This is a genomic window from Amycolatopsis sp. AA4, from assembly GCF_002796545.1.
GTDB lineage: Bacteria > Actinomycetota > Actinomycetes > Mycobacteriales > Pseudonocardiaceae > Amycolatopsis.
Map to the genome: position 1 here is coordinate 1113555 of NZ_CP024894.1, position 25613 is coordinate 1139167.

Sequence of the window (25613 nt, forward strand, 5' to 3'; positions counted from 1 at the left end):
GTGCGGACTCGTCATGCCCGAGGCGGTCTTTCGCCGTTCACACCGTCGGTACGGCAGTTACCATCGGCGGCCATGAGTACCTCAGGGGGTCCACAGGAGCAGCCGGGCACGCCGCAGGAACCGGGCGCGGTCCCGCCGGGATGGCAGGCGCCTCCGCCGGGCGCCGGGCACCAGCCGGGCTATCCGCAACAGCCCGGGCAGGCTCCGCAGTACGGGCAGCAGCAGTATCCGGGCCAGCCCGCGCCGGGCGCGTACCCGGGCCAGGCCGGGCAACCGGGGCAGTACCCGGGGCAGCCTGGGCAGTACGCGGGGCAGCCGGGCCAGCCGGGCCAGTACCCGGGCCAAGCGGCCTACCCGGGCCAGCAGGGTTATCCCGCACAACCGCCGGGCTATCCCGCGCCGCAGCCGGGCTACCCTGCCCAGCCGCCCGGAGCCGGGTACGCCGCACCCCAGTCCGGCCCTGGTTTCCTGCCCCAGAACCAGCCGCTCACCACTCCGGGGCTCGGCGCCATCCCGGTGGTTCTCGGCGCCATCCTCGAGGTCGTCGCCCTCTTCATCCCCTGGGTCACGTTCACCTTGGGCTCGCAAACGGCCTCGGTCACCTTCATCGACGCCTTCGGCAAGATGACGTCCGGCATGGACAGCTTCGCCGCGATGTACGTGCGGTTCCTCGCGTTCATCCTGATCGCCGCGACGCTGGGATCCACTCTCCCGTGGACGCTCGGCGCGCTGCGCGGCAAGAAGTCCGCCTACTGGCTGAGCGGGATCCGCAGCCGCGAACTGACGCCGCCGAACTTCTGGTGGTACCGCACCGTCTTCGCGGGCCGGGCCACCCTCATGCTGATCTTCCACATCGCGGGCATCGTCGCGATGTTCTCCGAGGATCTGTCGAAGATCGGTCTCGGCGCGTATTTGCTCCTCCTCGGCGGCGTGCTCGTGGTCGTCGGCGCGGCGATCGGGCCGAAGCTCACCGCTGCCCGCTGACGGCGCGGATGACCGGGTTCTGACAAATGTCATCGCGCACCGATGCGCGGTGACACTACGGCTCGCTTGCCCGTCCCGACCACCATGGACGGGCAAGCGGCGCCGGATCCTCCGGGCCGATCCACCGGTCCGGAAAGGACAGTCATGAACTCCCGCACCGCAACGGTTTCCGCATCTCCCCGCGTCCGGGCGGTCCGCGTTCTCACCGGGGCTTATCTGGCGCTGAGCGTGCTCACCCTCGGCGCGATTTTCCTCTTCCGCGACGACCCGTCGATGGTCACCGACGTCGTCTGGGTCCGGGCCACGATCGTGGCGGCCAGCGCGCTCCTGACGTTCCTGTTCGCGAGAAGCGCGGCCCGCGGCTCGAAACGGGGGCTGCTGCGGCTCCGGATCGTCTCGGCGGTGATGACGGTCGCCATCATCGTCATCGTGTCGATTCCGGGGTTCCTGCCGCTGTGGGTCCGGCTTGAGCAGGGCGTCTGCGGGGCGCTGCTGCTGGCGGTGGTCGTCCTGGTCAACGGACGGCACGTGCGTTCGCTGTACTCCGAGTAGCGTGCCGGACGTGGACCGCGGCCCCGATTCCGACGCGCAGCGCTGGGTGCTGGGCTGGCGCAGGCTCGTGCTGGACGCCGGCCTCCTGGTGTATCCGCTGATCGTCCTCGTCCAGGTAGCGGACCGGCCGGCGGCGGTGGTGGCGTTGCTGGGGTTCTGCGCGTGCTACATCGGGGCGGCCGTCGCCGCTTACGAGTACCGGAGCCGTGTTTTCTGGATCCTGACCGGCGCGTTGACGGTGCTGTTCGCCGTCGTCCTGCCGATCGCCCAGGCGAACGCGTTTTACCTGCTCGCGGTGGTGGTTTCGCTCGCGGTGCCGCGGTTGCCACGGTGGGGGGTGGCAATCGTGCCGGTCGCCGCGGCGGCGACTGTGGTGGTGCCGTGGGCGGTCTGGCGGGCGGACCCGGGGTGGGCGCAGGCCGCGGCGCTGGTGTTCACCGTGCTGGTGGTCGTCGCGTTCGCGGAGGCGTTGCGGGCGAACCGGGCGCTGGTGCAGGCGCGGGCGGAGGTGCAGCGGTTGGCCGCCGATGCGGAACGTTCGCGGATTTCGCGGGATTTGCACGATCTTTTAGGCCATTCGCTCACCGCGATCACGGTGAAGAGCAATCTCGCCCGGCGGCTCGCGGCCAAGGGGGATGAGCGAGTGGTCGAGGAGATCGGGCAGGTTGAGCAGTTGTCGCGGCAGGCATTGGCGGACGTGCGGGCGGCGGTTTCCGGGTATCGGGAAGTGACGCTGGCCGGGGAGCTGGCGAGGGGGCGGGAATTGTTGCGGGCGGCCGGGATCAGTGCGGATTTGCCTACCGCGGCGGATGGCCCGCATCAGGAGTTGTTCGGCTGGGTGGTTCGGGAGGGGCTGACTAACGTGGTGCGGCATTCTCGGGCTACTGCTTGTTCGGTGATTGTTTCCGGGGCTTCGGTGGAGATTCGGGACGATGGGATTGGTTCCGCCGCGGGTCCGGGAAATGGGTTGTCCGGGTTGCGGGATCGGGTGGCGGCCGCCGGCGGGCGGATGGAGGCGGGGCCGGTTCGGCCTCGGGGGTGGCGGTTGCGGGTGACTGTGGCGTGACTATTCGGTTGCTGCTCGCGGATGATCAGGTTTTGGTGCGGCAGGCGTTGGGGACCCTGCTTGATCTTGAGGACGATTTCGTGGTGGTCGCGCAGGTGGGGCGCGGGGATGAGGTGGTGGGGGCCGCGCTTGAGCATCGGCCGGATGTGGCGTTGCTGGATATCGAGATGCCCGGGTTGGACGGGTTGGCCGCGGCCGCGGTTTTGGCGGAGCAGGTGCCGGGGTGCCGGGTGGTGGTTTTGACGACGTTCGGGCGGGCCGGGTATTTGCGGCGGGCGATGGAGGCTGGGGCGCTGGGGTTTGTGGTCAAGGACGCGCCCGCGGAGGCGTTGGGGGACGCTATCCGGCGGGTGATGGCGGGGGAGCGGGTGGTGGATCCGGCGCTGGCGGTGGCGACTTTGGCTGCGGGGGAATCGCCGTTGACTGCTCGGGAGAGGGATGTGTTGATCGCGGCGCGGGGTGGCGGGTCGGTGGCGGAGATTGCCGGGAGTTTGTATTTGTCGGTGGGGACTGTGCGGAATTATTTGTCTGGGGCTATTGCGAAGACTGGGGCCCGGAATCGGATGGGGGCGGTTCGGGTGGCTGAGGAGAGGGGGTGGTTGTGAGGGTGTTCGGCTCGTCGCCCTGGCGGGCGACATTGCTTTTGGTGGGTTGCGTGGGGCACCCCGAAGTTTCATTGTGCTGACGGTTCGGGGGTGCTTGTCAAGGCGGGAAAGATGCCTTGACAAGCACCCACCGCCCGCAGGGAGGCTTCGTATCGGGGTTGGGGGAGGGCTGGGTGTCCCCGGAGTTGGGTGCGTCGGCGGTGGTTTGGTTGGTGCCTCGATGGTTGGGTGCATCGGCGGCGGTTCGGGTGGGTGGGGGCGTGGGGGCTCGCCGTGTGTAGTTAGCGCCCCAGGGTGGCGTTGGGTGCACCGGCTGCGGCGAATGACGAGTGCACTTGGCGCGGGGATGGGGAGCGGCTCGGGTGGGTGGGCTCGCGCATCAAAGTGGCATCGGATGCGCCCCAATGTGGCATTGGGTGCATGCGACGCAACCAATGTGGCGTTGGGTGCATGCGATGCAACCAATGTGGCGTTGGGTGCATGCGATGCACCCAACGTGGCATTGGGGCGCATCCCGGTCGGGAGGCGGGAGTGTCGTGAGGGGAACCCTGAGGGACTCAGAGTCCGTGAGGGTTCCCCTCACGGAATTCGCGGAGCGCCCACCTCAGTCAGTGCGCACCGCATCGCCTGGCAGGGGTGCCGCAGGCGGCTCGCGCGCGGCGTGCTTCGTCCGGGAACATCTGTGAAGGGCGTTCCGCTGCCGGGTCCGGCGGTCAGGTGTGAGAACCCAATGTGTGTCGGGGTTCCCTGACGGACGGGCGAAAAAACGACTGGTCCGAAGTGGACTGGCGAGCTAGTCGGTCTTTTCCGCGTTCAGGCGCGCGGCTTCGCGACGGACCTCGGCTTGGGTGTCGCGTTCGCGTTGCAGCCAGGCGGGGTTTTCGGCTTTCAGGGCCTCGATTTGGTCCGTCGTCAGGGCTTCGGTGACGCCGCCTCGGGCCAGGCCGCCGATGGAGACTCCCAGTTTCGCGGCTACTACCGGACGCGGGTGCGGGCCGTTGCGGCGGAGGTCGCGGAGCCATTCCGGCGGGTCGGTCTGGAGGGCGTTCAGTTCGTCGCGCGAGACGGCGCCCGCGCGGAATTCTGCGGGGGTCGCTTCGAGGTAGACGCCCAGCTTCTTCGCTGCCGTCGCCGGCTTCATGGTCTGGGGGGTCTTCTGCGCCGTCATGCCCACCAGCCTAACCGGCCACCCCGCGCCGGTAGCCTTGCCACGTGACAGGAGCCGACCAGGCCTCGGCGTTCCGGCTCGCCTACGTTCCGGGTGCGACCCCCGCGAAGTGGGTCCGGATCTGGGGCGAACGCAATCCCGAAGTGCCGCTCGAGCTGGTCGCGGTCACTGCCGCCGAGGCCGCGGGCGTCGTGCGCGAGGGCGGGGTGGACGCGGCGTTGCTGCGGCTGTCCGACGACCGCGACGGACTGCACGCGATCCCGCTCTACACCGAGGCCACGGTGGTCGTCGTGCCCAAGGACCACCTGGTCGCGGCGGCCGACGAGGTGTCCATTGCGGACCTCGCGGACGAGCTTGTGCTGCATCCGCTCGACGACTCGCTCGGGTGGGACCAGCTGCCGGGCAAGCCTGCGCTGGAGCGGCCGGAGACGACCGGCGACGCGATCGAGCTGGTGGCCGCGGGCGTCGGGGTGCTGATGGTGCCGCAGTCGCTTGCTCGTTTGCACCATCGGCGTGACCTCACGTATCGGACAGTCGAGGACGCGCCGCAGTCGCGCGTCGCGTTGTCGTGGCCGGAGGGCGAGACCAGCGATCTCGTGGAGCAGTTCATCGGCATCGTTCGCGGGCGCACGGTGAACAGCACGCGCGGGCAGCAGGAAACGCAGGCGAAGACCGGCAAGGCGGCGCCGGCCAAGAAGAAGCAGCAGCGCGAACCGGACCGGCGGCGGAGCGTGCCCAAGTCTGGCGGGCGCGGGAAGCCTCGCCGGCGTCGTTGAGGGAGAGAAACCGTGGATCTCGGGTTGAGGGGCAAGTGCGCGGTCGTCACGGGGGCCAACCGCGGGATCGGGCTGGCGGTTGCCGAGGTGCTCGCGGCGGAGGGGGCTGACCTGGCGCTCGTCGCCCGGGACGGCGAGGCGCTCGCCGCCGCGGTGGAGAGCGTCGGCAGGCACGGCACGAAGGTCGTCGCGGTTCCCGCGGACACCACCGACGACACCGCGGTCGCGGCGATGGCGGAGCGGGTCAAGGCGGAGTTCGGGGCGGCGGACGTCCTGGTCAACTGCGCGGCTCCGGCGTCGACCGGGGTCCGGACGCCGCTCGACGACCTGCGGGACGAGGACCTGCGGCTCGAGATCGAGACCAAGGTGCTCGGCTACCTGCGGTGCGCTCGTGCGCTGGCCCCGGGGATGCGGGAGCGCGGCTGGGGCCGGATCGTGAACGTCAGCGGGCTGAACGCGCGGCTGGCCGGTTCGACGTTCGGGTCGATCCGCAACGTCGCGGTCGCGGCGATGACCAAGAATCTCGCCGACGAACTGGGACCGCAAGGAATCACCGTGACGGTCGTGCATCCCGGCTACACCGTCACCGAGCGGACGCCGGAGAAATTCGCCGAGATCGCCGCGGCGCGCGGGATTTCCGTGGCGGAGCTGGAAAAAGGCCTCACCGCGGGCGTGAGCATCGGGCGCTTGGTGACGGCGGCTGAGGTGGCGGACGTCGTGGCGTTCCTGGCGTCTCCGCGCAGCGTGGCGATCAACGGAGACGCCATCGCGGTCGGCGGCGGCGTTCCGGGGCAGATTTACTACTGAACGGCCTGGAATTCGTCCGCCGAGCGGGATAGTCGAAGCCGCCGCGCAATTGTTGTCCAGGACCCGCGGATTTCGGGCGGGAACGGCTCGTCGTAACGGACGGCGCGGTGCGCAAATATATCCGCGGCATTTTCGCGAAACTCGAGTTAGCTCCCGACGACAGTGCGGACGACGCGCGACGTTGATCTCTCACCTTCTTCTGGGGGCATCGGTGAAGATCTGCCGGGAACGGCACCGCGAGGCCGAGTTACCCGGCGAGGGGTGAAAAGGGCAGCATTCAGCGCCGATTCGGCCCCGCGGAGTTCACCCGGACGTGTGCAGTTATCGAACACACGAACAGGTGACGCAGCCGAGCCAGAGGACGCCGTCGCCCACCCGTCCGCGCGAACGCCGCGAAGGGTCGCCGGGCTACTTGCCCGAGCCGGGCTGCTCGTCCGCCGCGCCCTTGGGCACGTCCTCTTCGGACCAGTCCAGCCCGGCCTCGGCGACCACGCCGTCGAAAATCGGGGTGGCCACGGCCTGGTCGGCGCTCACGACGCGCTCACCACGTCGACGATCGCGTCGGCCGCGATCCACTGCGGATCCGCGTCTCTTGCCTGGCCGTCGACCTGGACCGGGACCCAGGTGACCGCGGTCGCGTCGTCGGTGACCGGGGCTCCGGTGACCACCCCGCGCCGGCAGAGCTGGCGCCTGCCGGTGCGCTGGCCGACCACGTAGGTGACCCGGTGGCCGGTGGACAGTTCCGGCCGGTGCTGTTCGCCGTCCATGTGTTCCTCCCTGCACGCCACCCTTGTGGGCGACGCTCGCTTCATCAGCGCGACTCGCTCCCCTCGCGCCGATGACGCATTCCCGGTCCATGATCTGGCTCACACCGGCGCAACGGCCGCATGAACGTGGCTGCCACGTCGAGGCAAGCCCGACCACGGACAGTCATCCCTCTATACCCAAAGTAACAGGTACAACGGCGTATCCGATATGTGACCCGGCGATACACTCGCGCGGATGACGTCCTCAGGTACTCCGCCCGACGGGCGGGCCACCCGGTGGGCAGGGCAGCGCGAACGCCGGCGCCGGGAGTTCGTGGAAGCCGGAATGCGCGCGATCGCCCGGTTCGGTCCGGACGTGTCCACCGAGCAGATCGCCGACGAGGCCGGCGTCGCCCGCACGCGCATTTACAAGCATTTCGCCGACACCGCGGATCTGCAGCGCGCTATCGCGTTGCGCGCGGCGGAAATGATCGGCGCGCAATTCTCCCCGCTGTGGGGAGTGTCCGGCACTCCGCGCGAAATGGTGCACGCGACGATCGGCGCGCACATCGAATGGCTTTCCGAACACCGCGCGCTTTACCAATACCTGATGCGGCAGTCGGTGACCGGGCCGCGCGACGTCGTCGCGGACGTGAAAACCGCGATCGCCCGTCAGCTGACCGTGTTGTTCGAGTACTACCTCGGCCTCTTCGGCGCGGACCAGCGAGTCGGCGAGACCATCGCGTACGGGCTCGTCGGGCTGGTCGAGTCCAGCACCGCGCGCTGGCTCGACGCGCCGCGCGGCATCGACCGCGACGACCTGCGCCAGCTGCTCGCCCGCTGGGTCTGGTCGATCCTCGACGACACCCTGCGCACGGTCGGCGTCGAACTCAACCCGGATTCGCCGCTGTCCGATCTGGACTACCGCCTCCTCGACTGACCGCGCCGGGGCAAAGAAAAACCTCCCCGCGAAAGTCTCGCGGGGAGGCCGGGCGAGCGAGCGTCAGGCCTTCCGGCCGACCCCGCCCGCGATGCACTCCTGGACCGGGTTCAGCGGCTGGTACCGCGGGCCGTCCGGCCACCAGTCGTCGCACAGCACCAGGCCGGGCTCGACCAGTTCGGTGCCGCCGAACATCCGCGCGATCTCGGCGTGCGTCCGGAAGACGCCGCTGCCCATCGGGCTGTGCGTGAACTTGTCCTCCATCTTCCGCGCGATCTCGCTGTGCTCGGGCGTCTGCGGGTCGAGGAAGTGCGCGATCACCACGAACGACCCGGACGGCAGCGCGTCCACATAGGTCTGCATCATCTCCGCGTAGTCGTCGCCGAGGTAGTGGTGCAGGGTTCCGTTGTGCAGCAACGCGATCGGCTTGGTCCAGTCGAGGAACTCGCGCGCGGTCTCGTTCTCCAGGATCTGCTGGGGCTTGAAGATGTCCGCCTCGACGAAGCGGGTGTTTTCGTTCTCTTCGAGCAGCGCGCGCCCGTGCGCGAGCACCACCGGGTCGTTGTCCACGTACAGCACGCGGGCTTCCGGGATGATCCGCTGGACGACCTGGTGCGTGTTCTCCGCGGTGGGCAGGCCGGAGCCGCAGTCGAGGTACTGGGTGATCCGGCCCTGGGTGGCGAGGAAGCGGCAGGCCCGGATGAGGAAGTTGCGGTTGGCCCAGGCCAGGTCGTTGACCTGCGGGGCCACGGTCCGGACCTGCTCGAGCACCCTGCGGTCGATCTCGTAGTTGTTCGTGCCGTTCAATGCGGCGTCGTACACCCGGGCAATGCTCGCTCGCGTGATGTCGACCCCTACCGGATGCGAACTGGGCGATTCGACGGCCTCGGTCATTTCTGGCGTCACCTCGGGATGTGTCGGACGTCTCGTTGGTCTACTCACCGTAGACCTTCCGGACTGTCAAGCGACCGCCAGGAGGAGGACAACCGGAGTGGGTGACAGATTCTTGATTCATTCCAGAAAATGGGGCAGACTCCGGGGCATGCCGACGACCACGGACTTCGAGCAGCTGCTGCGCGGAGTGCAGTTGCGGATCACGCGCCCTCGGCTGGCCGTGCTCTCCGCGGTGCACGCCAACGCGCACGCGGACACCGAATCCGTCATCGGCATGGTGCGCGCGGATCTCGGCGAGGTGTCCCACCAGGCCGTGTACGACGTGCTGCGCGCTCTGACCGAGGCGGGCCTGCTGCGGCGCATCCAGCCGCCCGGTTCGGTCGCGCGGTACGAGGCCCGGGTAGGGGACAACCACCACCACGTCGTGTGCCGCTCGTGCGGTGCCATCGAGGACGTCGACTGCGCGGTCGGGGAAGCACCTTGCCTGACCGCTTCCGAAGCACACGGTTTCGTCATCGACGAGGCCGAGGTCGTCTACTGGGGCCGATGCCCCGCCTGTTCGACGGCAGCAAACTGATTCTGAGTTCCGGAAGGATTCCCGTGTCTGACACCCCGAACGCCGAAGTCGGCGAGATGAATGAGGAGACCGCTGGCGGGTGCCCGGTCCACACGGGCCGCTTCGCGCACCCGACCGAGGGCGGCAGCAGCCGTGACTGGTGGCCGAACCAGCTCAACCTGAAGATCCTCCGGAAGCATCCCGCCGTCGCGGACCCGATGGACGACGGCTTCGACTACGCCAAGGAATTCCAGAGCCTCGACCTCGACGAGCTGGCCCGCGACGTCGACGCGGTGCTCACCGACTCCCAGGAGTGGTGGCCCGCCGACTTCGGCAACTACGGCCCGCTGTTCATCCGGATGGCCTGGCACAGCGCCGGCACCTACCGGATCGACGACGGCCGCGGCGGGGCCGGTGCCGGGCAGCAGCGGTTCGCGCCGCTGAACAGCTGGCCGGACAACGGGAACCTCGACAAGGCGCGCCGTCTGCTGTGGCCGGTCAAGAAGAAGTACGGCAAGAAGATCTCGTGGGCCGACCTGATGATCTTCGCCGGCAACCGCGCGCTCGAGACGATGGGCTTCAAGACCTTCGGCTTCGCCGGCGGCCGCGCCGACGTGTGGGAGCCGGACGAGGACGTGTACTGGGGCCCGGAGCGCACCTGGCTCGGCGACGAGCGGTACAAGGGCGACCGCGAGCTGGAGAACCCGCTGGCCGCGGTCCAGATGGGGCTCATCTACGTGAACCCGGAAGGCCCGAACGGCAACCCGGACCCGATCGCCGCGGCGCGCGACATCCGCGAGACGTTCGGCCGGATGGCGATGAACGACGAGGAGACCGTCGCGCTGATCGCGGGCGGGCACACCTTCGGCAAGACGCACGGCGCGGCCGACGCGGACGTGCACGTGGGCCCGGAGCCGGAAGGCGCCTCGATCGAGCAGATGGGCCTCGGCTGGAAGAACAGCTTCGGCAGCGGCAAGGGCCGCGACGCGATCACGAGCGGGCTGGAGGTCACCTGGACCCCCACTCCCACGAAGTGGAGCAACTGGTTCTTCCACAACCTCTTCACGTACGAGTGGGAGCTGACCAAGAGCCCGGCGGGCGCGCACCAGTGGAAGCCGAAGAACAACGCGGCCGCGAACACCGTGCCGGACCCGGAGACCGGTGACCTCAACCGGGCGCCGAGCATGCTGACCACCGACCTGGCGCTGCGCTTCGACCCGATCTACGAGCCGATCTCGCGCCGGTTCTACGAGAACCCGGACCAGTTCGCGGACGCCTTCGCCCGCGCCTGGTTCAAGCTCACCCACCGCGACATGGGCCCGATCCAGCGCTACCTCGGCCCGCTGGTGCCGCAGGAAGAGCTGATCTGGCAGGACCCGGTCCCGGCCGTCGACCACGAGCTGGTCGACGACGCGGACGTCGCGGCCCTCAAGGCGAAGATCCTCGAGTCCGGCCTGTCGGTCGCGCAGCTGGTGTCCACCGCGTGGGCGTCGGCCTCGACCTACCGGCACAGCGACAAGCGCGGCGGCGCGAACGGCGCCCGCATCCGCCTCGAGCCGCAGCGCGGCTGGGAGGTCAACGAGCCGGACGAGCTGGCTCAGGTGCTGCGCACGCTCGAGGGCGTCCAGGAAGCGTTCAACAGCGCGCAGACCGGCGGCAAGAAGATCTCGCTCGCCGACCTGATCGTGCTGGCCGGCGCGGCGGGCGTGGAGAAGGCGGCGAAGGACGGCGGCGTCGACCTCACCGTTCCGTTCACGCCGGGCCGCACCGACGCTTCGCAGGAGCAGACCGACGTCGAGTCGTTCGCGCCGCTCGAGCCGAAGGCCGACGGGTTCCGCAACTACCGCGGCAAGGCCAACGCGCTGCCGTCGGAGTACCTGCTGGTGGACAAGGCGAACCTGCTCAACCTGAGCGCGCCGGAGATGACCGTGCTGGTCGGCGGCCTGCGCGTGCTGGGCGCGAACTACCAGAACTCGTCCCAGGGCGTGTTCACCGACCGGCCGGGCACGCTGACGAACGACTTCTTCGTCAACCTGCTCGACATGGGCACCGAGTGGAAGCCGGCCGACGGCGAGGGCCCGAACGCGGAGTCCTTCGAGGGCCGCGACCTGGCCACCGGCGAGGTCAAGTGGACCGGCACCCGCAACGACCTGGTGTTCGGTTCGAACTCCGAACTGCGCGCCGTCGCCGAGGTGTACGGCAGCGACGACGCCAAGGAGAAGTTCGTCCGCGACTTCGTCGCCGCGTGGCACAAGGTCATGAACAACGACCGGTACGACCTGGTCTGAGGTTCCTGATCCGCTGATCGGCTGATCGGGCAAAAGGGCTCCTCGCGGGAAATCCCGCGAGGAGCCCTTCGCCGTTTCCGGGGTCAGTGCTCGGGGGTCAGCGTTCCGGCGTCAGCCCTGGACGAGCTTGCCCATCGCGTTGACCTCGTCGACGTCGCCGGTGTTGAAGAACGCCCACGGCACGGTGACGAAACCGCCGTCGCCCCAGCCGGAGCCCCAGCTGTTCTCGATCTTCACGCCCTGGTCGTTGTAGGCCACGATGGTCACCTCGTGCCCGCCGACGACCGGGTCGCTGCTCGAATCGCCGGGCAGGTACGAGTAGTCGCTCGCGGACGCGGCGTCCAGGTTCATGAAGCTCTGGTGCGCGTTGAACCCGATCGCGACCGGCTCGCCCTGGGAAATGGCGTTCTCGATGTCGGACCGCGCCGCGTCGCCGCTCGTGGACAATTGCGTGTAGCCGGACAGCTTGTAGTGCGCGGCATTCGCTTTTTCGTTGTCGTCCGGCTGGGTCGTGTAGTCGAAATCGCCCTGCCAGTAGTCGGATTTGGTGTCGATGCCCTGCTGCTGTTCCATCGGCAGCGCGACGCTCGCCCAGGTGCCCTGGTCGTTGCCCTTGGCGATCTGGGAGTAAATGAACATCGGGGCCATCGGGCCGCCGCCGATGCCCTGCTCGTTCATCAGCACGCCGTAACCGGTGTAGCCGGTGGCCCAGGTGACGCACGAACCGACCTGGCCCTGGTCGCCGGGGGCGTTGGCGTACTGGGTGAGGTCGCCGCTGGACGGCAGCTCCGCGGTGGCGAGGGGGTGCACGGGGAGCGCGGAGTTCGCGTGGGCGTGCATCCTCGACTGGGCGGCCTTCAGCCCGGCGACGTTCAGGCCGAGCCCGTGCTTGAGGTGGTGCGGGTGGTGCTGGGCGGCGGCAGCGGAAGCCGGGGTCGCGCCCAGCGCCGCGGCCATTCCGGCGGCGGCGAGCAGGGAAACGAGTGCGGACGTTTTTCTGATCTGCATCCTGCGTACTCCTTTGGACATGCAGAATAAGAAATCGGAAAGGGTGGGGGAGGTGGATCCGACCACGGCAAAGATAGATCGGCGAAAATTTCCCGGGAACCTACGAAAGGAGGGACCGCATCAACTGCCGAATTGAAGCTGATCGATCAAGCGGACATTGCGCCCGTTATCGCCGCTATTCCGGCGTAGTGGTCCATGATGGACACTGGAGAAACCGTTGCGCGGCCAATGGTTTGAACCATTCAGCGAAGTTTTTCGCCTTCGCCGACTTTTCCCGGAGAGAAGCGCGCGTTGCGCGGGGGACACTCTGCGGCGAACCCGCCCGGCGATGCGGTGCCTGGCTGGGACAGACTCCCTCCGCGGCGGGTGCCCGCCAACCGCGCCACGCGCCGCGGAGAAAACCTCAGTCGGGCAGCGGGGTCGTGCGCGCGCCGTTGAGCAGCGCGTCGATCGCCCATCGGGAACGTGTGTCCGCGTTGCCGGAGAACAGGTTTTCGCTCGCCGCGGCGATGTTCGGATGCGTTTCGGGCGAAAGGCCGCGGACAGTTTCGGCGAGCACGTCGTGCTGTCGTTCCGCGTCCGGGCGGTCCTTGCGGGTGCTGTGCTCGACCGCGCTGGCGGTGGCGACGAGCAGCAGGAGGTCGACCGTCCACGCGGCCGGTCCGGACGGCACCTCGGCTTCGGCGAGCAGGCCGAGCACGGTGTCGACGATGGCGAGGTAGTTCGGCCCGTTCAACGGGGTCACGAGCGCGACGCGGGCGAGCCCGGGGTGGGCGTAGAGGACGTCGCGGTAGGTGGACACGACTGTCCACAAGCGACTCCGCCAGTCTCCTTCGGCGGCGCCCGCGGTGGTGGGGACTTCGCCGAGGAGTTCGTCGAGCACCGCGGCGTGGAGTTCGTCGGTGTCGCGGACGTAGACGTAGAGCGAGGCCGGGCCGGTGTCCAGTTCCTTCGCGAGCCGCCGCATGGTGACGCGTTCGGCCCCTTCGCGGCGCACGACGTCGAGAGCGGCCGCGACGATGCCTTCGCGGCTCAGCGCGGGCTTGGCGGGACGTTCCCGGCGGTTGTACCCACTCGCGGTCATCCGCTCATGGTAGGCGCTCGCCGCCCGAACGGTCTGGACCTCGGCCGGTCTACTCGGCGAGCACGCGGTCGAGGGCGGGCTGGACGTCGGTCCGCAGCACCGCGCCGAGGTAGACGGCCGCGACCCGCTGCTGCTTGTCCACGATCAGCGAGATCGGCACCGCGCTCAGCGGCAGGCCGCGCAGTTGCAGGGCGACCCGGCCGGACGGGTCGAAGATCGATTCGTAGCCGAGCCCGAGGTCCTTGACGAAGTCGGCGGCGTACTTCGGGTTGTCGCGGACGTTGATGCCGAGCACCCGGATCCCGCGGGCCCGGCCGGAGTCGGCGATGGCCTGCAGGGTGCGCGCTTCGGCGCGGCACGGCCCGCACCAGGCTCCCCAGAGGTTGAGCAGGACGACTTCGCCGGAGTAGTCGGCCAGCGCGAGGTCCTTGCCGGGCTCGCGCAGGCTCTGGCCCTTGAGGTTCGCGACCTTTTTGCGCTGCGGCAGCGGGTAGTGGATGGTCGTCTGCCCGCCCGGCGAGACGAATTCGAAGGTGTCCGACCGGCTGACCGCGTCCTTCCCGGTCGAGCACGCGGCGAGGGGCAGCAGGGCCAGCAGGAGAAAGAGCCGAGCGAAGCGCACGCGGCATCGTATCGCTGATACCCCAGGCGCCCGCCGACGCGGTTTTCTAGGCTGGACCTCGTGTGGGATACCGCGAAGGACCGGCTGCGGGGCAGGCTCGCCGACGGCTTGGCCCGGTCCGGCCTGACGCTGCCCTGGTGGGTTCCGCTGGGGACGACCGCCTTTTCGGTGAGCGGCCTGGTCGTCGCGGTCGGGCAGCGGGCCGGGCCCGCGCTGCCGGTGGCGATCGCCGGGTTTCTGCTGGCCACGTCGTCGACGCTGCTGTGGATGACCACCGGGCGGCTCGCGCCGTCGTGGCTGAAGGCGCTCGGGGTGCTCGCCGGGGTCGGGCTGCTGCTGGCGTATCCGGTGGTGCCGGACTTCGCGCCGATGCCGTTGATCGTGCTCGCCGGCGAGCTGGGGTCCATCGCGTCGCCGCGGGTCGCGTTCGCGTCGACCGGCGGGTCGATCGCGGTGCTCGGGGCGGCCGCGGCGACCGTCGGGCTGGTCGGTTTCCCGGTGTACCTGCTCGCGGTGCTGGTCGGGATGGCCGCCGGGTTCATGCTGCGCTGGTACGTGCGCGCGCTGGACGCCGAGCGCGGCAAGCAGGAAGCCGTGCGCGAACAGGCGCGGCTCGGCGAGCGGCAGCGGATCGCGCGCGAGGTGCACGACGTCGTCGCGCATTCGCTGAGCATCACGTTGCTGCACGTCACGGGCGCGCGGCACGGGTTGCGCACGGATCGCGACATCGACGAAGCCGTCGCGGCGCTCACGGAGGCGGAGCGGATCGGGCGGGCGGCGATGGCCGATATCCGCCGCACGGTTGGATTGCTCGCACAGGAGTCCGCGGGGACGCGGGCGTTGCCCGGTGCGGGCGACATCGCGGACCTGGTGACGGAGACGTGCGCGGCCGGGCTGGTCGCGGACTACGAGCTGGAGGGCGACGTGACCGCGGTCGACGCCACGGTGGGGCTGGGGCTCTACCGGATCGTCCAGGAGTCGCTGGCGAACGTGGTCAAACATGCCCCGGGGGAGAATGCTTTGGTACGACTGGAGATCGATGGTTCGAACGCGCGGTTGACTGTCCGCAATGGACGCAACGGTGCGGCGCGCAACCCGGGCGGTTCGGGGTTGGCGGGCATGACGGCGCGGGCGGATCAGCTCGGTGCGCGGCTGACCGCCGGGCCGGAGGGCGGCGAATGGGTAGTCGACGTGACGGCGCCGTTGGCGCGTGGGGCCGCGTCGTGACCGCTGCCTCCGGGGAAACGCGGGTATTGCTCGTCGACGACCAGGAGCTGGTGCGGTCCGGGCTGCGGTTGATCCTGCGTCGCCGCGACGGGTTCGTGGTGGTGGGGGAGTGTTCGGACGGCGACGAGGTCCCGGCCGCGCTCGAAGCGGCGGGCGAGGTCGACGTCGTGGTGATGGACCTGCGGATGAAACGCGTCGACGGCATCGAAGCGACGCGACGGCTGCGCGCGTCCGGCCCGCGCCCGCCGGTGCTCGCGCTGACCACGTTCGACGACGACGAGCTGCTCGCCGGAGTGCTGCGCGCGGGCGCGGTCGGGTATGTGCTGAAGGATTCTCCCGCGGAGGACCTGATCCGCGCGGTGCGAGCGGTCGCGATGGGCGAGGCGTGGCTCGACCCGGCGGTCACCGGACGCGTGCTGACGACCTACCGCGAGGCGGCTTCCGCTCGCTCGGTGATGCCGGCCGGAGTGCTGACGCCGCGCGAGTCGGACGTGCTGACGGCGGTGGCCCGGGGTTTGACGGACGCGGAAATCGCCGGAACGCTGGGGATTTCCACGACCACGGTCGAGGCGCACTACGAGCGGGTATGCGCGAAACTCCGCCTGCGCGACCGGGCGGCGGCGATCGTCTACGCCTTCGACCACGGCCTGGTCGCCCCCGGCGCGGCCCCGTCCCCGGTCGGCCCGGACTCGTTGCGGTTCAGCGTGCTCGGCCCGTTGCAGGCTTGGCGGGGGCCGAACCTGCTGGACCTGGGCCCGGTGCGGCAGCAGGCGCTTCTGGCGGCGCTGGTCCTGCGCCCCGGCGAGACGGTCAGCCCTGGGGAGTTGCTCGACGGCGTGTGGGGGCTGGAACCGCCCGGAACCGGCGGCCGCGTGGTGCCGGTCTACGTGCACCGGCTACGGAAATGCCTTCGTGGCGCGGGCGAACGAACGGAAGACTCGGTCATCGGCAGCGACCGCGGCGGATACCGCTTCGCCGGAGAACGAGCGAGACTGGACGTCACCGAGCTGACCGACCGGATCGCGGAAGCCACGACTGCTACCCGCACCGGTGACCCAGCCGCCGCGGTCGACGCTTACGACGGCGCGCTGGCCCTGTTCCACGGCGAACCGCTGGCCGGCTTGCCCGGCCCGTTCGTCGAGGGTGAACGAGTACGCCTGACCGAACGGCGGCTGACGTTGGTGCAGGAAAAGGCCGTGCTGCAGCTGAAACTGGGCCGGACGGACGACGTGGTGCACGAGTTGTCGGCACTGCTGGCGGTCCATCCGCACCGGGAACCGCTGGCGGTGTTGCTGATGCGAGCACTCCATGGCGGCGGCCGCCGGGCGGACGCGTTGGCGGTACACCGGCGCATGCGGGAGCGGCTGCGGGCGGATCTGGATGTGGAGCCGGGGGCGGAGTTGGACCGGGAGCTGCGGGTGGTGCTGAGTTTGGAGGGGGGTTCCGCTTGAGTGAGCAGGGGACCCTGCACCACGTCGAGCTGTGGGTGCCGGACCTGGGCCGCGCGGTCGCGTCGCTGGGATGGCTGCTGGAAGAGCTGGGATATCAGCAGTTCCAGGAGCGGGACGCCGGGCGCAGCTGGCGGCTCGGGCCGACGTATCTCGTGGTCGAGCAATCCCCGGCGCTGACCGCGGATCGGCACGACCGCTGTCGGCCGGGGCTGAACCACCTGGCCTTCCATGTCCGGGACGCCGCGACGGTCGAGCGGTTGGCCGCCGACGCCGCCCGGCACGGGTGGCAGCTGATGTTTCCGGAGAAACATCCCCATGCGGGCGGCGCGGAGCACTATGCCGCGTACTTGCACAACGAAGACGGCTTTGAGGTTGAACTCGTCAGCTCTGCTGGGCCGAGCTGACCGGAGTTCGCGGGCGGTGCTGGCCCGGGTAACGCGAATCCGTGTCATCCGCATACTCCGAATCCGCCGGATACCGCGACTCCGCCGAACTCCCGTACGGCGAATACGAAGAATCCGCACCAGCCCCCGAACTCGACTCCCCGGAGCTGGCCTTCGAAGCCGCACTCAGCTTGGTCATCAGCTGCGTAGCCGCCTCCAACCCCTGGGTCACCGAGGTGATCAGCTGCAGCAGATTCTCCGAATCCGAAAGCAAAACCCCGAGCTTCTGCGCGATCTGCCCGCCGTACTGAGTAGCGATGGCCACCGCCTGCGGGATCGCCGCCGCGACGCTGGCGCCGAAAGTCGCCTGCGCCGCGGCGAACGCCTGAGTCATCAGCTGGATAATCTGCCCGACAGCCTCCGAAATGAGCCCGCCGACCTCCTGCTGTGCCTTCGCGACCACCTTCCCCGCCCCGGTAGCTGCCTTGGCCATCGCGATGCCTGCCTGGCCGACCGCCTCGACGCAGTCCGCGTGCTGCGAGCTGTTGTCGCGGTAGCTGGAAGCCGAAGAACCGCTCCACCCCGACGTTTCCGGGCCCGCCGACTGCCGATAGTCCTCCGCGACGGACGATACCTGCTGGCCGCCGCTTTCCATGCCCTGCGAGTGCGACGACACCGAATCCGGGTTGCCCTGCAACTGTTTCAGCGGTTCTTCCAGGAACCGCACCAGTCCGGTGATCATCCCGAACCCGGCGGACGTCAGCGCGGCGAGCGGGTCCTGCGACGCGCCGAGCAGGTCGAGCGCGGTGGTCGCGCCGCCGAGTCCGGCGGACACCCAGTCGTGGTTTTCCACCGCCTGAGTGGTGGTTTTCAGGTCCGCCAGCAGCTGGCCGGAATCGGTCACGGCAGGTCCTTCCCGGGCAGCGAAGCCGCGTTGCCCTGGTCTCGGCGCTCGTAGCTTTCCGCGGCCCGCGCGAGGTTCGTGCTCACTTTGTCCACAGTGGACGAAGCATGCGAGACGGCGTCGTTGGTCTTGCCGACCGCCGACTGCAGGCCCGCGGTGAGGAACTGCACGAAGACGCCGAGCGCCTGGTCGCCGAGTCCGGACGGGGCGCTGCGGGCGACATTGCCGAGCCGGTCGGCCAGGTCGCCGACGGTGGCCGCGTGCCGGCGCAGTTGCGCGGGGTCGACCTCGAAGCCGGCGGTCACGAGATGATCCCCGGGTTCGCGAAGTAGTCGTCCTCCTGGCGCGGCGCGGCGGGAGCGGCCTCGACCGGCAGGTGGTCGCGGACGAGCTGCAGTGCCGGACCGTCGCCGACGTAGTCGGTCATGATGTCCACGACCCGCGCGCCGGCCTGGCGGTGCGCGTCGTGCACGGTCGCCAGGATGAGCCGGGCGAGCGCGTCGGCTTCCAGAGCGCGGGCGGCGGGGCTCAGCCGGAGGTCGGTCAGCGCCCCGCTCGGGCCCACCTGCACTTCGACCTCGCCGCGCGGGGACGCGGCCCGGCCGCCGACGCGGGACAGGCTCGCGCTGGCGGCCTCGGCGTTGGCCCGCAGCCGGGACAGGTTTTTCTGGTAGTCGGCGAGCCAGGCCGCCGAGTCTTGGATCGGCACGGAAGGTCCTCCGGTCGTTTTCGGTGCGGTCATCGCGGCCGCCGCGCGGCGGTGGCCAGCTCGCCGAGGGCGAAGCGCAGGTCGGCCGGGCGCAGCGAGTTCACGCTGAGCCAGCCGTCGCGCGCGGGGTTGATCCGGACGCGGCCGCGCGGACCGTCCATCCAGGACAGTTCGCGGCCCTCCCGGGTGCGCCCGTCGCGGGTCGCGCCGAGCTGGCCGCGGCCGGTCAGCGGGACGACCAGGCCGACGAGGCTGTCCAGCGCGGCCGGGTCGCCGCCGCTGGCGCGGACGAGGTCGCGCAGCCGGTGCGCCCGGGAGACGTCGTCCTCGTCGTCGGTCAGCGCCATCGCCTGTTTGACCGCGTGCTCGGGCAGCGTGACCGGCATCGTCCGGGCCGCCTCCGCCTGCGGAATCTCCGCGAGCACGGCATCCACCAGCGCGGTTTCGTCCACCCGGCGCACCGACAGCGTGTCGGCTTCGAACCGCTGACGGCAGATCAGCGCCGAGGACCGGTAGACGAGCGCGGTGACGGCGGTCGCCCCCTCGGCGTCCGCCACCACCAAATCGACGACGCCGCGGCGTTCGCGCAGCGCGGTCACGGCTTCCGCGGCCAGGCCGTCCGGCCCGGATTCATCCGCGAGGCCGCGCGCCCGCAGCGCGTGCCCGGCGGTGGCGAAGAGGATCTCGCGTTCGCCCTCGATCCGGCCGTAAGACGGCACCCGCAACGGAAACGGCCAGCTCGCCCCGGCGTGCGCGGCCAGCAGGTCGGCCTCGACGAGTCCGATGTGGACGGTCTCGTCACCGGTCCGCGGCAGCGTGGCGGTCATTCGGCTTGCCGTTCGAGCCGCTGGAACGCTTCCCGCACCCCGGATTCGTGCTCCTGGTACCGCCGGATCCCGGCGCGCAGCGCCTCGTGGAACCCAGTCAGCTCGGTGTCCGCCGCGCCCAGTTCGCCGGTGAGCCCGGCGTGCCCGGCGGCCTCGCGCAGCCGCTGCGCCAGGTGCAGCGCGGGCGGCGCGGTGCCGAGCTGCGGGAGCCGGTCGGCGAGCCGTCCCGCCGAGCCGACGAGTTCCCCGGTCTGCTCGCCGAGCTTGCCCAGCGCGGCGACCTGCCGGTCCAGTGCGTGCGGGACGACCTCGTGGCCGGTCATCGAATGCTCCTGTCCGTCACAGCCCGATCACCGGGCTGATGGTCTTGTCTTCGGGGTGCAGGAGCGGCTGGTCGAGCACCGGCATCTTGTTCTTGTGCTCCTCTTCCTCCTCCTGCGACGCGCCCGCGCCGCGGCCGGGCATCATGCCGTTGCCGCTGGCCGCGCGGGCGGCGGCCATCTCCGCCATCGCGGCGTTGCGGGCGAGCAGCGCGCCCTCCATGCCGAGCGCGGAGCGAAGTCCGGCGGTCAGCCCGGATTCGACCGGGGCCGCGGTGGTCAGCGCGCCCCACGGCATGCCGCTGCCCGCGCCGACCCCGGCGCCTGCTCCGCCGAGCGGGCCGACGTAGCTCGACGCACTGGTCGACTCGTCCGCGCCGTAGGAATCCGCGGTGGTCGCCCCGGCGGGCGGCGGATTGATCGCGCGCGAACTCTTGTGCAAGCTGGCTTCGTAGCGCTGCATCACGTGCACCGCTTCGGCTTTCTGTTCGGCCGCCTGGACATTCGCGGCGAACAGGCTCGCCCCGCCGCCCGCGACCGCGCCGATCGCGGCGCCCATCAACGCACCCGGGCCGGCGCCGATCCCGCCCGCGCCGGCCCCGAGGATCCCGCCGATGACCGCGCCCGCACCCGCTCCGGCCGCCGCCGCGGCGACTGCGCCCCCAGTCGGGTCGCCCGGCGGCTTCGGCATGGTGTTGCGCGCGACGGCGAGCGAATCGCCCGCGTTCTGGGCCGCGCCGCCGACGGTCCCGGCGCGGTCGCCGATCCCGGACGCGCGCTCGCCGAGCGAACCCAGCCGTCCGGACGCGCGTTCGGCGGCGTGTCCTCGCCAGTTCTCGTGCAGCGTCCCCTGCTGCTCCTTGAGCGAATCGGCGTGCGCGCGCATTTCCGAGCCGTGCCGCTGCCATTCCGCCGCGACCGTGCTGACGTCGCCGACGTCGGCCTTCTCCCACAGCATCTGGTACAGCTGCTGGTGCGTGTAGGCGTTCCAGTTGGTGCCGCCGGGCGGGATCGGGGCCCCGAAGTAGCCCTCCCACACGTTGCGCAGCGCGGACACCACTGGTTTGGCCAGGTCGCCGACCGGCCCCGCCTTGTCGAGTCCCGCGAGCGCCGAGTCCGCCAGGTTTTCCACCCCGGCCGACGCGGCGTCGACCACTGATCCGGATTCGCCGGTCATACCCCCACCTTCGCCTCTGCCCGGCCGGCTTCCGCCGGGCACTCGCGCACGGTAAGGGACGGCGATGAAATCACGATGAAAGCTGTGCTCACCGGGGCGGGACGAGGTCTCCGTTCTCGATCCGGTCCGCGGTGCGGGCGAGCCATCCGGCGTCGTGCCGGAGTCGCGAAACCAGGAAATGCACCTCGATCATCTGCATTTCCGGCAAATCGGCGTTGTCGAGCGTCTTCGCCAGCTCACGGTGCTGCTCGCCGACCCGCTCTGCCCGGTCGCGCAGCAGGGTCACCGCGCGGGAAGGCGGCAGCGCGCCGAGGTAGGCCAGCGCGATCAGGAACCGGGAGTCGAGGTTCGGGTCGGCGTCGCGCAGCTGCCGTTCGATCCGTTCGCGGAAATCGGCGAGGCCCGCTTCGGTCAGCCGCACCGGCTGCGGGTCGCCGTCGCCGTCCGGTTCGACGAGGCCCTTGCGGGTCAGCGTGCCGACCAGCGTGTACACGGTCGACGTTTTCGGGTTCAGGAACGGATAGCGCGTGCGGAGTTCGCGCAGGAGCGCGTACTGGTGGCGCGGGGTTTCCACGAGCAGGCCCAGCATCGGCAGCACGAGCGGGTTGTCCAGGGCGTTCGTCGGCACCGGACCAGGGTAGCGCACGCTAGTCGTATACGAGTACGGTGCTCGTATACGACTACTGGAGGAGATGACTCGTGATCGTCTTTGGCGTGTGGCCTGGCGTGGTCAGCGCGGATCTGGTGCGGCTGGAAACCTTCATCGACGCGCCGCCGGAGGACGTCGAGCGGACCGCGGAAGCGTTGCGAGACCTCGCGAAGGGCACGGAACGGTTCTATGTGCGGTGCTATCGCAGCTACCGGGGTCCGCACGAGCCGACGCCGCCCGACCCGGTGCCGTATCTCGGCGACGGACGGGTGGTCGACTACGTCCTCGGCTACGGCAGTCCGGAGGCCGATCCGGACGGGTTCGCCGACGCGGTCCGCGCCGCGGTGCGCGAGGTCGCCGAACTGGGCGGCGGGAAACTGCAGGTCTGCGAGGAGGTCAACGTGGCCGCGCCGCTCGACGGCGGCAGTCCGGGTTGCTACGAAGCACTCGGGGCCGGGCTCGCGGCGGCGCTGGACGAGCGGACGCGGCTCGGGGTCGACGTGACGATCGGGTTCAACGCCGCGGTCGCGTTGCCGGGCGATCCGTTCTGGGCTGCGGTGCGCGCGGCGGTGGACCCGGAGGTGCTGGCGCGGGTCGATTTCCTTGGCCTGGACTTCTTTCCGGATGTTTTCCGCCCAGTGCCTGCCGACGCGTTGGCAGGCGCGGTGACTCATGTCGTGCGGTCGTATCGCGAATCCGCCTCAGCGATCGGGATTCCGGAGAGCGTGCCGATTCACATCACCGAGACCGGCTGGCCGACCGGACCGGAGAATTCGGAGGAGCGCCAGGTCCAGGTGATGGAATCCGTGGCGCGCACTGTGTTCGGGCTGGCGGCCGAGGCCGGGGTGGACACGTACGAGATTTTCGGGCTGCGGGACGGATTGTCGAGCGGTCCGAGGGAGAATCGGTTCGGGTTGCTGCGGGACGACTATTCTCCGAAACCGGCGTACGAGACGGTGAAACGGCTGATCGCCGAATATTCTTCCTGACCGGAGAGAGTGCGCAAGATGACATTCCGCCGCGCGCAGGACCCGGTTAGTTCCATCTGGCCCCTGGCCACCGGGAAGGCGAGGCCCGATTCTGGAGCGGTCAGAGATCACCAGTGCCCTCAGGGAGATACCGTGCGCAGTAAGAAGTTGGTGGCAGGCGCGTTGGGTGCCTGCGCACTGGTCATGGGCTTGGCTCCGGCGGCCAGCAGCCAAAGCGGCCAGCAGTCGCCGGAGACGGACCGGCAGCCTGCCGGGGCGGCCTACCGCGACGGCGACTCCGCCTCCGCCACGCTCAAAGACGCCAAGGGCGACGAGGTCGGCTCCGCATGGTTCACCGCCGACAGCCGTTCGCACGCCGTTTGGGTCGAGGTGTACCTCAAACGGAATTTCACGCCCGGTTTCCACGGCATGCACATTCACGAAAAGGGAAACTGCACCGTCGGCGACCCGAAAAACCCGTTCACCGCGGCGGGCGGGCATCTGATGCCGATGGACCCGCACACCGGGCTGCCGATCGGGCAGCTGCCGCCGGTCCAGGTGCGGTCGAACGGTCGTGGGTACCTCAAGTTCGTGCTGGACACCTTCACCCTGGACCAGTTGTTCGGTCCTGACGGGACCTCGATCATCGTGCACTCGAAGTCCGACAATTTCGCGAACATTCCCGCCGACCGCTACAGCGTCCGGGGCGACCCCAACGCACCGGTGCCGGACGCGAAAACCAAGGCGACCGGCGACGCGGGTTCCCGGTTCGCCTGCGGTGTGCTCACCCGGGACCAGAACTGAGTCCTTTGTGGACCATGGCGGGCGAAGGTCTGTGAGGGGAACCCTGAGGGAATCTGATTCCCTCAGGGTTCCCCTCACGGACGGATAGCCGGAGGCAGTGCGGGAGGCGGCTACTACGATCGGTGCATGTCTAGTCAGCCGGTCACGCTCTCGCGGCCCGTGCGGTTTTTCAGCTTCGCGTCCGCGGCGAGCCTGCGCTGGACCGGCTTCGGCGGCGTGGTGCTGCTGGCCGTCGCGGTGTACGCCGGGGCCGCCGGGAGGTCCGGGGTCCTGCCGTTCGCGGGCGGGATCGCTGGCGTCGGCCTCGTAGTGCTCGCGTGGGCGTTGCTCGGCGGACGCGTCCTCGCCTCCGACCTTCCCGACGCGCGCTGGCTTAAGTGGACGCTCGCGTTGTGGTGCGGGCCGTTGCTCGTCGTGCCGCCGTTGTTCAGCGGGGACGTCTTCAGCTATCTCGCGCAGGGTGCGGTGGCCGCGCACGGGTTTGACCTCAACGCCGTCGGGCCGCAGCAAGCACTCGGGTCGGCGTCCGACATCGTCGGCAGGGTCAGCGTTTACTGGCGCGAGACGCCGTCGCCGTACGGGCCGTTGTTCGGTGTGGTCGAGCGGGTCATCGCGCAGGTGTCCGGCGGGAACCCGATCGTCGGCGTCGCGCTGCACCGGCTGGTCGAGGTGGCCGGGCTGGTGCTGATCGTCTGGGCGGTGCCGCGGCTGGCCGCCGCGGCGGGAGCGTCGCCGCGGGTCGCGTTGTGGCTGGGCGTGCTGAACCCGCTCGTTCTGTGGCACGTGGTCGCGGGGATGCACAACGACTCGCTGATGGTCGGCCTGATGGTCGCGGGCGTGGCGATCGCGCTGAACGCGCTGGGCGATCGGATCCGCTGGTGGCCGCTCGCGGGCGGGGTGCTGCTCGTCGCGCTCGGCGCGGAAGTCAAGGTGCCCGCGCTGGTCGCGCTGGCCGCGGTCGGAACGGCGATGGCCCGCCGCCGCGGCCGGATCGGCGAATTCCTGCTCGCCGGTGCCGCGATGGTCGTTGTTTTCGCGGCAGTGTCGGCGGCGGTTTCGCTCGCGTCGGGGATCGGGTTCAGCTGGGTGTCGGCGCTGACGACCTCGGGGGAGGTCAACAGCTGGATGGCGCCGACGAACTGGTTCGGCTTTCTCGTCGGCGGCGTCGGTTCGCTGTTCGGCGCGCACCTCACGCAGACGATGATCGGCGTCGGCAAGATCATCGGATACGTGCTCACCGCGGCCGCGATCGTCGTGGTGCTGCAGCGGCAGTGGACCGGGCGGATCGACGCGGTCCGCTCGCTAGGGCTGATGCTGAGCGCGGTCGTGGTTTTCGGGCCTGTGGTGCAACCGTGGTATCTGCTGTGGGCAGTGGTTCCGCTGGCCGCGTCGCTGCCCGCTGGGCGCGTGCGGTCCGTGGTGATCACGCTCGTCGCCGTGTTTTCGATTGTGCTTCCGCCGGTGGGCGGCAACTTCAGCGGCCGCGTCGGATTGCTGGTGCTCGCGTACGTGATCGGGCTCGCGGTGGTGGTCGCGGCGTTCTTCGCGCTGCGTAAAGCGTCCACAGTGGACTAACGCTGGCTCAGCCAGACCTGTTCGGCGGCTCGCGCGGACGCGATCGCGTCGTCGACCACCAGCGGCTTCTCCGGGTCGAGTGTGGTGTGCGATTCGGTGGTGTAGAAGCGGACCTCGTGCCCGTCCGGATCGTGCAGGCCGGGCAGGATCCAGCCGAGGGTCGCGAAGTGGACGCCCGCGTGCTGCTCACCGCGGCGGGTGAGGTCGGCGGCGAGTTCGGTGAGGCCGGCCCGGTCCGGGACGCCGATGGAGAAGTAGTCGAATCCGGCCGCGGCGCGGGCGAGGTCCGGGTCGAGCACGAGTCCGAGGTCCGGCCCGCCGCGCGGATGCGTCATCGTGACGCCGGTCCGGCGGCCGTGCTGGCGGAATTCGAGGGCGACCGCGTAGCCGAGCCGGTCGGCGTACCAGGCCGCCGACCGGTCGAGGTCGGCCACCGGCAGCTTCAGGTGATGCACTCCGTCGAGGGTGGGAATCATCGATGACCTCCACTGCTGCAGTGCGACTGCAATGCAGCTAGGATGCA

General features: G+C 69.9%; 30 protein-coding genes. 15 read left to right on the forward strand and 15 right to left on the reverse strand.

Translation table 11 applies throughout. The annotated features are described in order from the left end of the window. Positions 1-72: 72 nt before the first annotated feature. From CU254_RS05415 to CU254_RS05430, 4 genes are all read left to right on the forward strand, one after another. Positions 73-984, forward strand: coding sequence for a hypothetical protein (locus CU254_RS05415; RefSeq protein WP_009073510.1), 912 nt, complete (start codon positions 73-75; stop codon positions 982-984). 144 nt (positions 985-1128) lie between these two features. Continuing rightward, a complete protein-coding gene (locus CU254_RS05420; RefSeq protein WP_037712637.1) occupies positions 1129-1536 on the forward strand; it encodes a hypothetical protein in 408 nt (135 codons plus the stop codon). 10 nt (positions 1537-1546) lie between these two features. Next, positions 1547-2602, forward strand: coding sequence for a sensor histidine kinase (locus CU254_RS05425; protein ID WP_199785806.1), 1056 nt, complete (start codon positions 1547-1549; stop codon positions 2600-2602). Next, positions 2599-3207 (forward strand): response regulator transcription factor, encoded by a 609-nt coding sequence (locus CU254_RS05430; protein ID WP_009073515.1) that lies wholly within the window; start codon positions 2599-2601, stop codon positions 3205-3207. Before CU254_RS05425 ends, CU254_RS05430 begins: the two co-directional genes overlap by 4 nt. Before the next feature lie 793 nt (positions 3208-4000). On the opposite strand, the gene CU254_RS05435 is transcribed toward CU254_RS05430, so the two are convergent. Continuing rightward, a complete protein-coding gene (locus CU254_RS05435; RefSeq protein ID WP_009073519.1) occupies positions 4001-4375 on the reverse strand; it encodes a DUF5997 family protein in 375 nt (124 codons plus the stop codon). A 44-nt stretch (positions 4376-4419) separates the two neighbouring features. Between CU254_RS05435 and CU254_RS05440 the strand changes: the two genes are divergently transcribed. Both CU254_RS05440 and CU254_RS05445 read left to right on the forward strand, forming a co-directional pair. Further along, a complete protein-coding gene (locus CU254_RS05440) occupies positions 4420-5151 on the forward strand; it encodes a LysR family substrate-binding domain-containing protein (protein ID WP_009073521.1) in 732 nt (243 codons plus the stop codon). 12 nt (positions 5152-5163) lie between these two features. Next, a complete protein-coding gene (locus CU254_RS05445; protein WP_009073524.1) occupies positions 5164-5958 on the forward strand; it encodes an SDR family NAD(P)-dependent oxidoreductase in 795 nt (264 codons plus the stop codon). Positions 5959-6366: 408 nt separating this feature from the next. Here CU254_RS05445 and CU254_RS44585 read toward each other — a convergent pair whose 3' ends face one another. Then, entirely contained in the window at positions 6367-6492 is a 126-nt protein-coding gene (locus tag CU254_RS44585; protein ID WP_255409803.1) for a hypothetical protein, read from the reverse strand. Then, on the reverse strand, positions 6489-6725 hold the full coding sequence (locus CU254_RS05450) for a hypothetical protein (RefSeq protein ID WP_037712640.1): 237 nt from the start codon (positions 6723-6725) through the stop codon (positions 6489-6491). The genes CU254_RS44585 and CU254_RS05450 overlap by 4 nt, the downstream gene beginning before the upstream one ends. A gap of 235 nt (positions 6726-6960) precedes the next feature. Here CU254_RS05450 and CU254_RS05455 point away from each other — a divergent pair, with 235 nt between their 5' ends. Further along, positions 6961-7644, forward strand: coding sequence for a TetR/AcrR family transcriptional regulator (locus tag CU254_RS05455; protein ID WP_009073527.1), 684 nt, complete (start codon positions 6961-6963; stop codon positions 7642-7644). A 63-nt stretch (positions 7645-7707) separates the two neighbouring features. Here CU254_RS05455 and CU254_RS05460 read toward each other — a convergent pair whose 3' ends face one another. Next, on the reverse strand, positions 7708-8538 hold the full coding sequence (locus CU254_RS05460) for an SAM-dependent methyltransferase (RefSeq protein ID WP_037712642.1): 831 nt from the start codon (positions 8536-8538) through the stop codon (positions 7708-7710). A 148-nt stretch (positions 8539-8686) separates the two neighbouring features. Between CU254_RS05460 and CU254_RS05465 the strand changes: the two genes are divergently transcribed. Both CU254_RS05465 and katG read left to right on the forward strand, forming a co-directional pair. After that, positions 8687-9115, forward strand: coding sequence for a Fur family transcriptional regulator (locus tag CU254_RS05465; protein WP_009073531.1), 429 nt, complete (start codon positions 8687-8689; stop codon positions 9113-9115). 23 nt (positions 9116-9138) lie between these two features. Further along, on the forward strand, positions 9139-11382 hold the full coding sequence (gene katG / locus CU254_RS05470) for a catalase/peroxidase HPI (RefSeq protein WP_009073533.1): 2244 nt from the start codon (positions 9139-9141) through the stop codon (positions 11380-11382). A gap of 111 nt (positions 11383-11493) precedes the next feature. Here katG and CU254_RS05475 read toward each other — a convergent pair whose 3' ends face one another. The 3 genes from CU254_RS05475 to CU254_RS05485 all read right to left on the reverse strand — a co-directional run bounded on the left by CU254_RS05475 (position 11494) and on the right by CU254_RS05485 (position 14096). Next, positions 11494-12390: a C1 family peptidase gene (locus CU254_RS05475; protein ID WP_037712645.1), complete on the reverse strand. Its 897-nt coding sequence runs from the start codon at positions 12388-12390 to the stop codon at positions 11494-11496. Positions 12391-12793: 403 nt separating this feature from the next. Next, on the reverse strand, positions 12794-13474 hold the full coding sequence (locus CU254_RS05480) for a TetR/AcrR family transcriptional regulator (RefSeq protein ID WP_009073537.1): 681 nt from the start codon (positions 13472-13474) through the stop codon (positions 12794-12796). Positions 13475-13523: 49 nt separating this feature from the next. Next, positions 13524-14096 (reverse strand): TlpA disulfide reductase family protein, encoded by a 573-nt coding sequence (locus CU254_RS05485; protein WP_009073540.1) that lies wholly within the window; start codon positions 14094-14096, stop codon positions 13524-13526. 60 nt (positions 14097-14156) lie between these two features. Between CU254_RS05485 and CU254_RS05490 the strand changes: the two genes are divergently transcribed. The 3 genes from CU254_RS05490 to CU254_RS05500 are packed head-to-tail and all read left to right on the forward strand — an operon-like array spanning position 14157 to position 17178. After that, entirely contained in the window at positions 14157-15323 is a 1167-nt protein-coding gene (locus tag CU254_RS05490) for a sensor histidine kinase (RefSeq protein WP_009073541.1), read from the forward strand. Next, positions 15320-16774, forward strand: coding sequence for a BTAD domain-containing putative transcriptional regulator (locus CU254_RS05495; protein WP_037712648.1), 1455 nt, complete (start codon positions 15320-15322; stop codon positions 16772-16774). Before CU254_RS05490 ends, CU254_RS05495 begins: the two co-directional genes overlap by 4 nt. After that, positions 16771-17178, forward strand: a complete 408-nt coding sequence (locus CU254_RS05500) for a VOC family protein (RefSeq protein WP_009073546.1) — start codon at positions 16771-16773, stop codon at positions 17176-17178. Before CU254_RS05495 ends, CU254_RS05500 begins: the two co-directional genes overlap by 4 nt. Here CU254_RS05500 and CU254_RS05505 read toward each other — a convergent pair. The 7 genes from CU254_RS05505 to CU254_RS05535 form a co-directional block, all read right to left on the reverse strand. Further along, positions 17156-18061 carry a hypothetical protein gene (locus CU254_RS05505; RefSeq protein WP_009073547.1) on the reverse strand — a complete coding sequence of 302 codons (906 nt, stop codon included), beginning with the start codon at positions 18059-18061 and terminating at the stop codon, positions 17156-17158. The genes CU254_RS05500 and CU254_RS05505 overlap by 23 nt on opposite strands. Then, positions 18058-18366, reverse strand: a complete 309-nt coding sequence (locus tag CU254_RS05510) for a type VII secretion target (RefSeq protein WP_009073550.1) — start codon at positions 18364-18366, stop codon at positions 18058-18060. Before CU254_RS05510 ends, CU254_RS05505 begins: the two co-directional genes overlap by 4 nt. Then, entirely contained in the window at positions 18363-18770 is a 408-nt protein-coding gene (locus CU254_RS05515; protein WP_037712651.1) for a YbaB/EbfC family nucleoid-associated protein, read from the reverse strand. Before CU254_RS05515 ends, CU254_RS05510 begins: the two co-directional genes overlap by 4 nt. 29 nt (positions 18771-18799) lie before the next feature. Beyond that, a complete protein-coding gene (locus CU254_RS05520) occupies positions 18800-19597 on the reverse strand; it encodes an ESX secretion-associated protein EspG (RefSeq protein WP_009073553.1) in 798 nt (265 codons plus the stop codon). Next, positions 19594-19920, reverse strand: coding sequence for a hypothetical protein (locus tag CU254_RS05525; RefSeq protein ID WP_009073555.1), 327 nt, complete (start codon positions 19918-19920; stop codon positions 19594-19596). Before CU254_RS05525 ends, CU254_RS05520 begins: the two co-directional genes overlap by 4 nt. Before the next feature lie 16 nt (positions 19921-19936). Next, a complete protein-coding gene (locus tag CU254_RS05530; RefSeq protein WP_037712653.1) occupies positions 19937-21094 on the reverse strand; it encodes a WXG100 family type VII secretion target in 1158 nt (385 codons plus the stop codon). A gap of 88 nt (positions 21095-21182) precedes the next feature. Continuing rightward, positions 21183-21722, reverse strand: coding sequence for a PadR family transcriptional regulator (locus CU254_RS05535; RefSeq protein WP_037716627.1), 540 nt, complete (start codon positions 21720-21722; stop codon positions 21183-21185). A 71-nt stretch (positions 21723-21793) separates the two neighbouring features. Between CU254_RS05535 and CU254_RS05540 the strand changes: the two genes are divergently transcribed. From CU254_RS05540 to mptB, 3 genes are all read left to right on the forward strand, one after another. Further along, on the forward strand, positions 21794-22732 hold the full coding sequence (locus CU254_RS05540; protein ID WP_009073561.1) for a hypothetical protein: 939 nt from the start codon (positions 21794-21796) through the stop codon (positions 22730-22732). Positions 22733-22864: 132 nt separating this feature from the next. Beyond that, entirely contained in the window at positions 22865-23515 is a 651-nt protein-coding gene (locus tag CU254_RS05545) for a superoxide dismutase family protein (RefSeq protein ID WP_037712655.1), read from the forward strand. A 126-nt stretch (positions 23516-23641) separates the two neighbouring features. Beyond that, entirely contained in the window at positions 23642-25090 is a 1449-nt protein-coding gene (gene mptB / locus CU254_RS05550; RefSeq protein ID WP_009073566.1) for a polyprenol phosphomannose-dependent alpha 1,6 mannosyltransferase MptB, read from the forward strand. Here the strand turns inward: mptB and CU254_RS05555 are convergent. Further along, positions 25087-25566, reverse strand: coding sequence for a VOC family protein (locus CU254_RS05555; protein WP_009073567.1), 480 nt, complete (start codon positions 25564-25566; stop codon positions 25087-25089). The two genes, mptB and CU254_RS05555, sit on opposite strands and share 4 nt — an antisense overlap. Positions 25567-25613: the final 47 nt, after the last annotated feature.

Coding starts and splice junctions, on each gene's coding strand:
- CU254_RS05480 (WP_009073537.1), bottom strand. CDS start 13,474: ATGACCGCGAGTGGGTACAACCGCCGGGAACGTCCCGCCAAGCCCGCG.
- CU254_RS05530 (WP_037712653.1), bottom strand. CDS start 21,094: ATGACCGGCGAATCCGGATCAGTGGTCGACGCCGCGTCGGCCGGGGTG.
- CU254_RS05555 (WP_009073567.1), bottom strand. CDS start 25,566: ATGATTCCCACCCTCGACGGAGTGCATCACCTGAAGCTGCCGGTGGCC.
- CU254_RS05520 (WP_009073553.1), bottom strand. CDS start 19,597: ATGACCGCCACGCTGCCGCGGACCGGTGACGAGACCGTCCACATCGGA.
- CU254_RS05455 (WP_009073527.1), top strand. CDS start 6,961: ATGACGTCCTCAGGTACTCCGCCCGACGGGCGGGCCACCCGGTGGGCA.
- CU254_RS05525 (WP_009073555.1), bottom strand. CDS start 19,920: ATGACCGGCCACGAGGTCGTCCCGCACGCACTGGACCGGCAGGTCGCC.
- CU254_RS05420 (WP_037712637.1), top strand. CDS start 1,129: ATGAACTCCCGCACCGCAACGGTTTCCGCATCTCCCCGCGTCCGGGCG.
- CU254_RS05450 (WP_037712640.1), bottom strand. CDS start 6,725: ATGGACGGCGAACAGCACCGGCCGGAACTGTCCACCGGCCACCGGGTC.
- mptB (WP_009073566.1), top strand. CDS start 23,642: ATGTCTAGTCAGCCGGTCACGCTCTCGCGGCCCGTGCGGTTTTTCAGC.
- CU254_RS05415 (WP_009073510.1), top strand. CDS start 73: ATGAGTACCTCAGGGGGTCCACAGGAGCAGCCGGGCACGCCGCAGGAA.
- CU254_RS05435 (WP_009073519.1), bottom strand. CDS start 4,375: ATGACGGCGCAGAAGACCCCCCAGACCATGAAGCCGGCGACGGCAGCG.
- CU254_RS05475 (WP_037712645.1), bottom strand. CDS start 12,390: ATGCAGATCAGAAAAACGTCCGCACTCGTTTCCCTGCTCGCCGCCGCC.
- CU254_RS05460 (WP_037712642.1), bottom strand. CDS start 8,538: ATGACCGAGGCCGTCGAATCGCCCAGTTCGCATCCGGTAGGGGTCGAC.
- CU254_RS05465 (WP_009073531.1), top strand. CDS start 8,687: ATGCCGACGACCACGGACTTCGAGCAGCTGCTGCGCGGAGTGCAGTTG.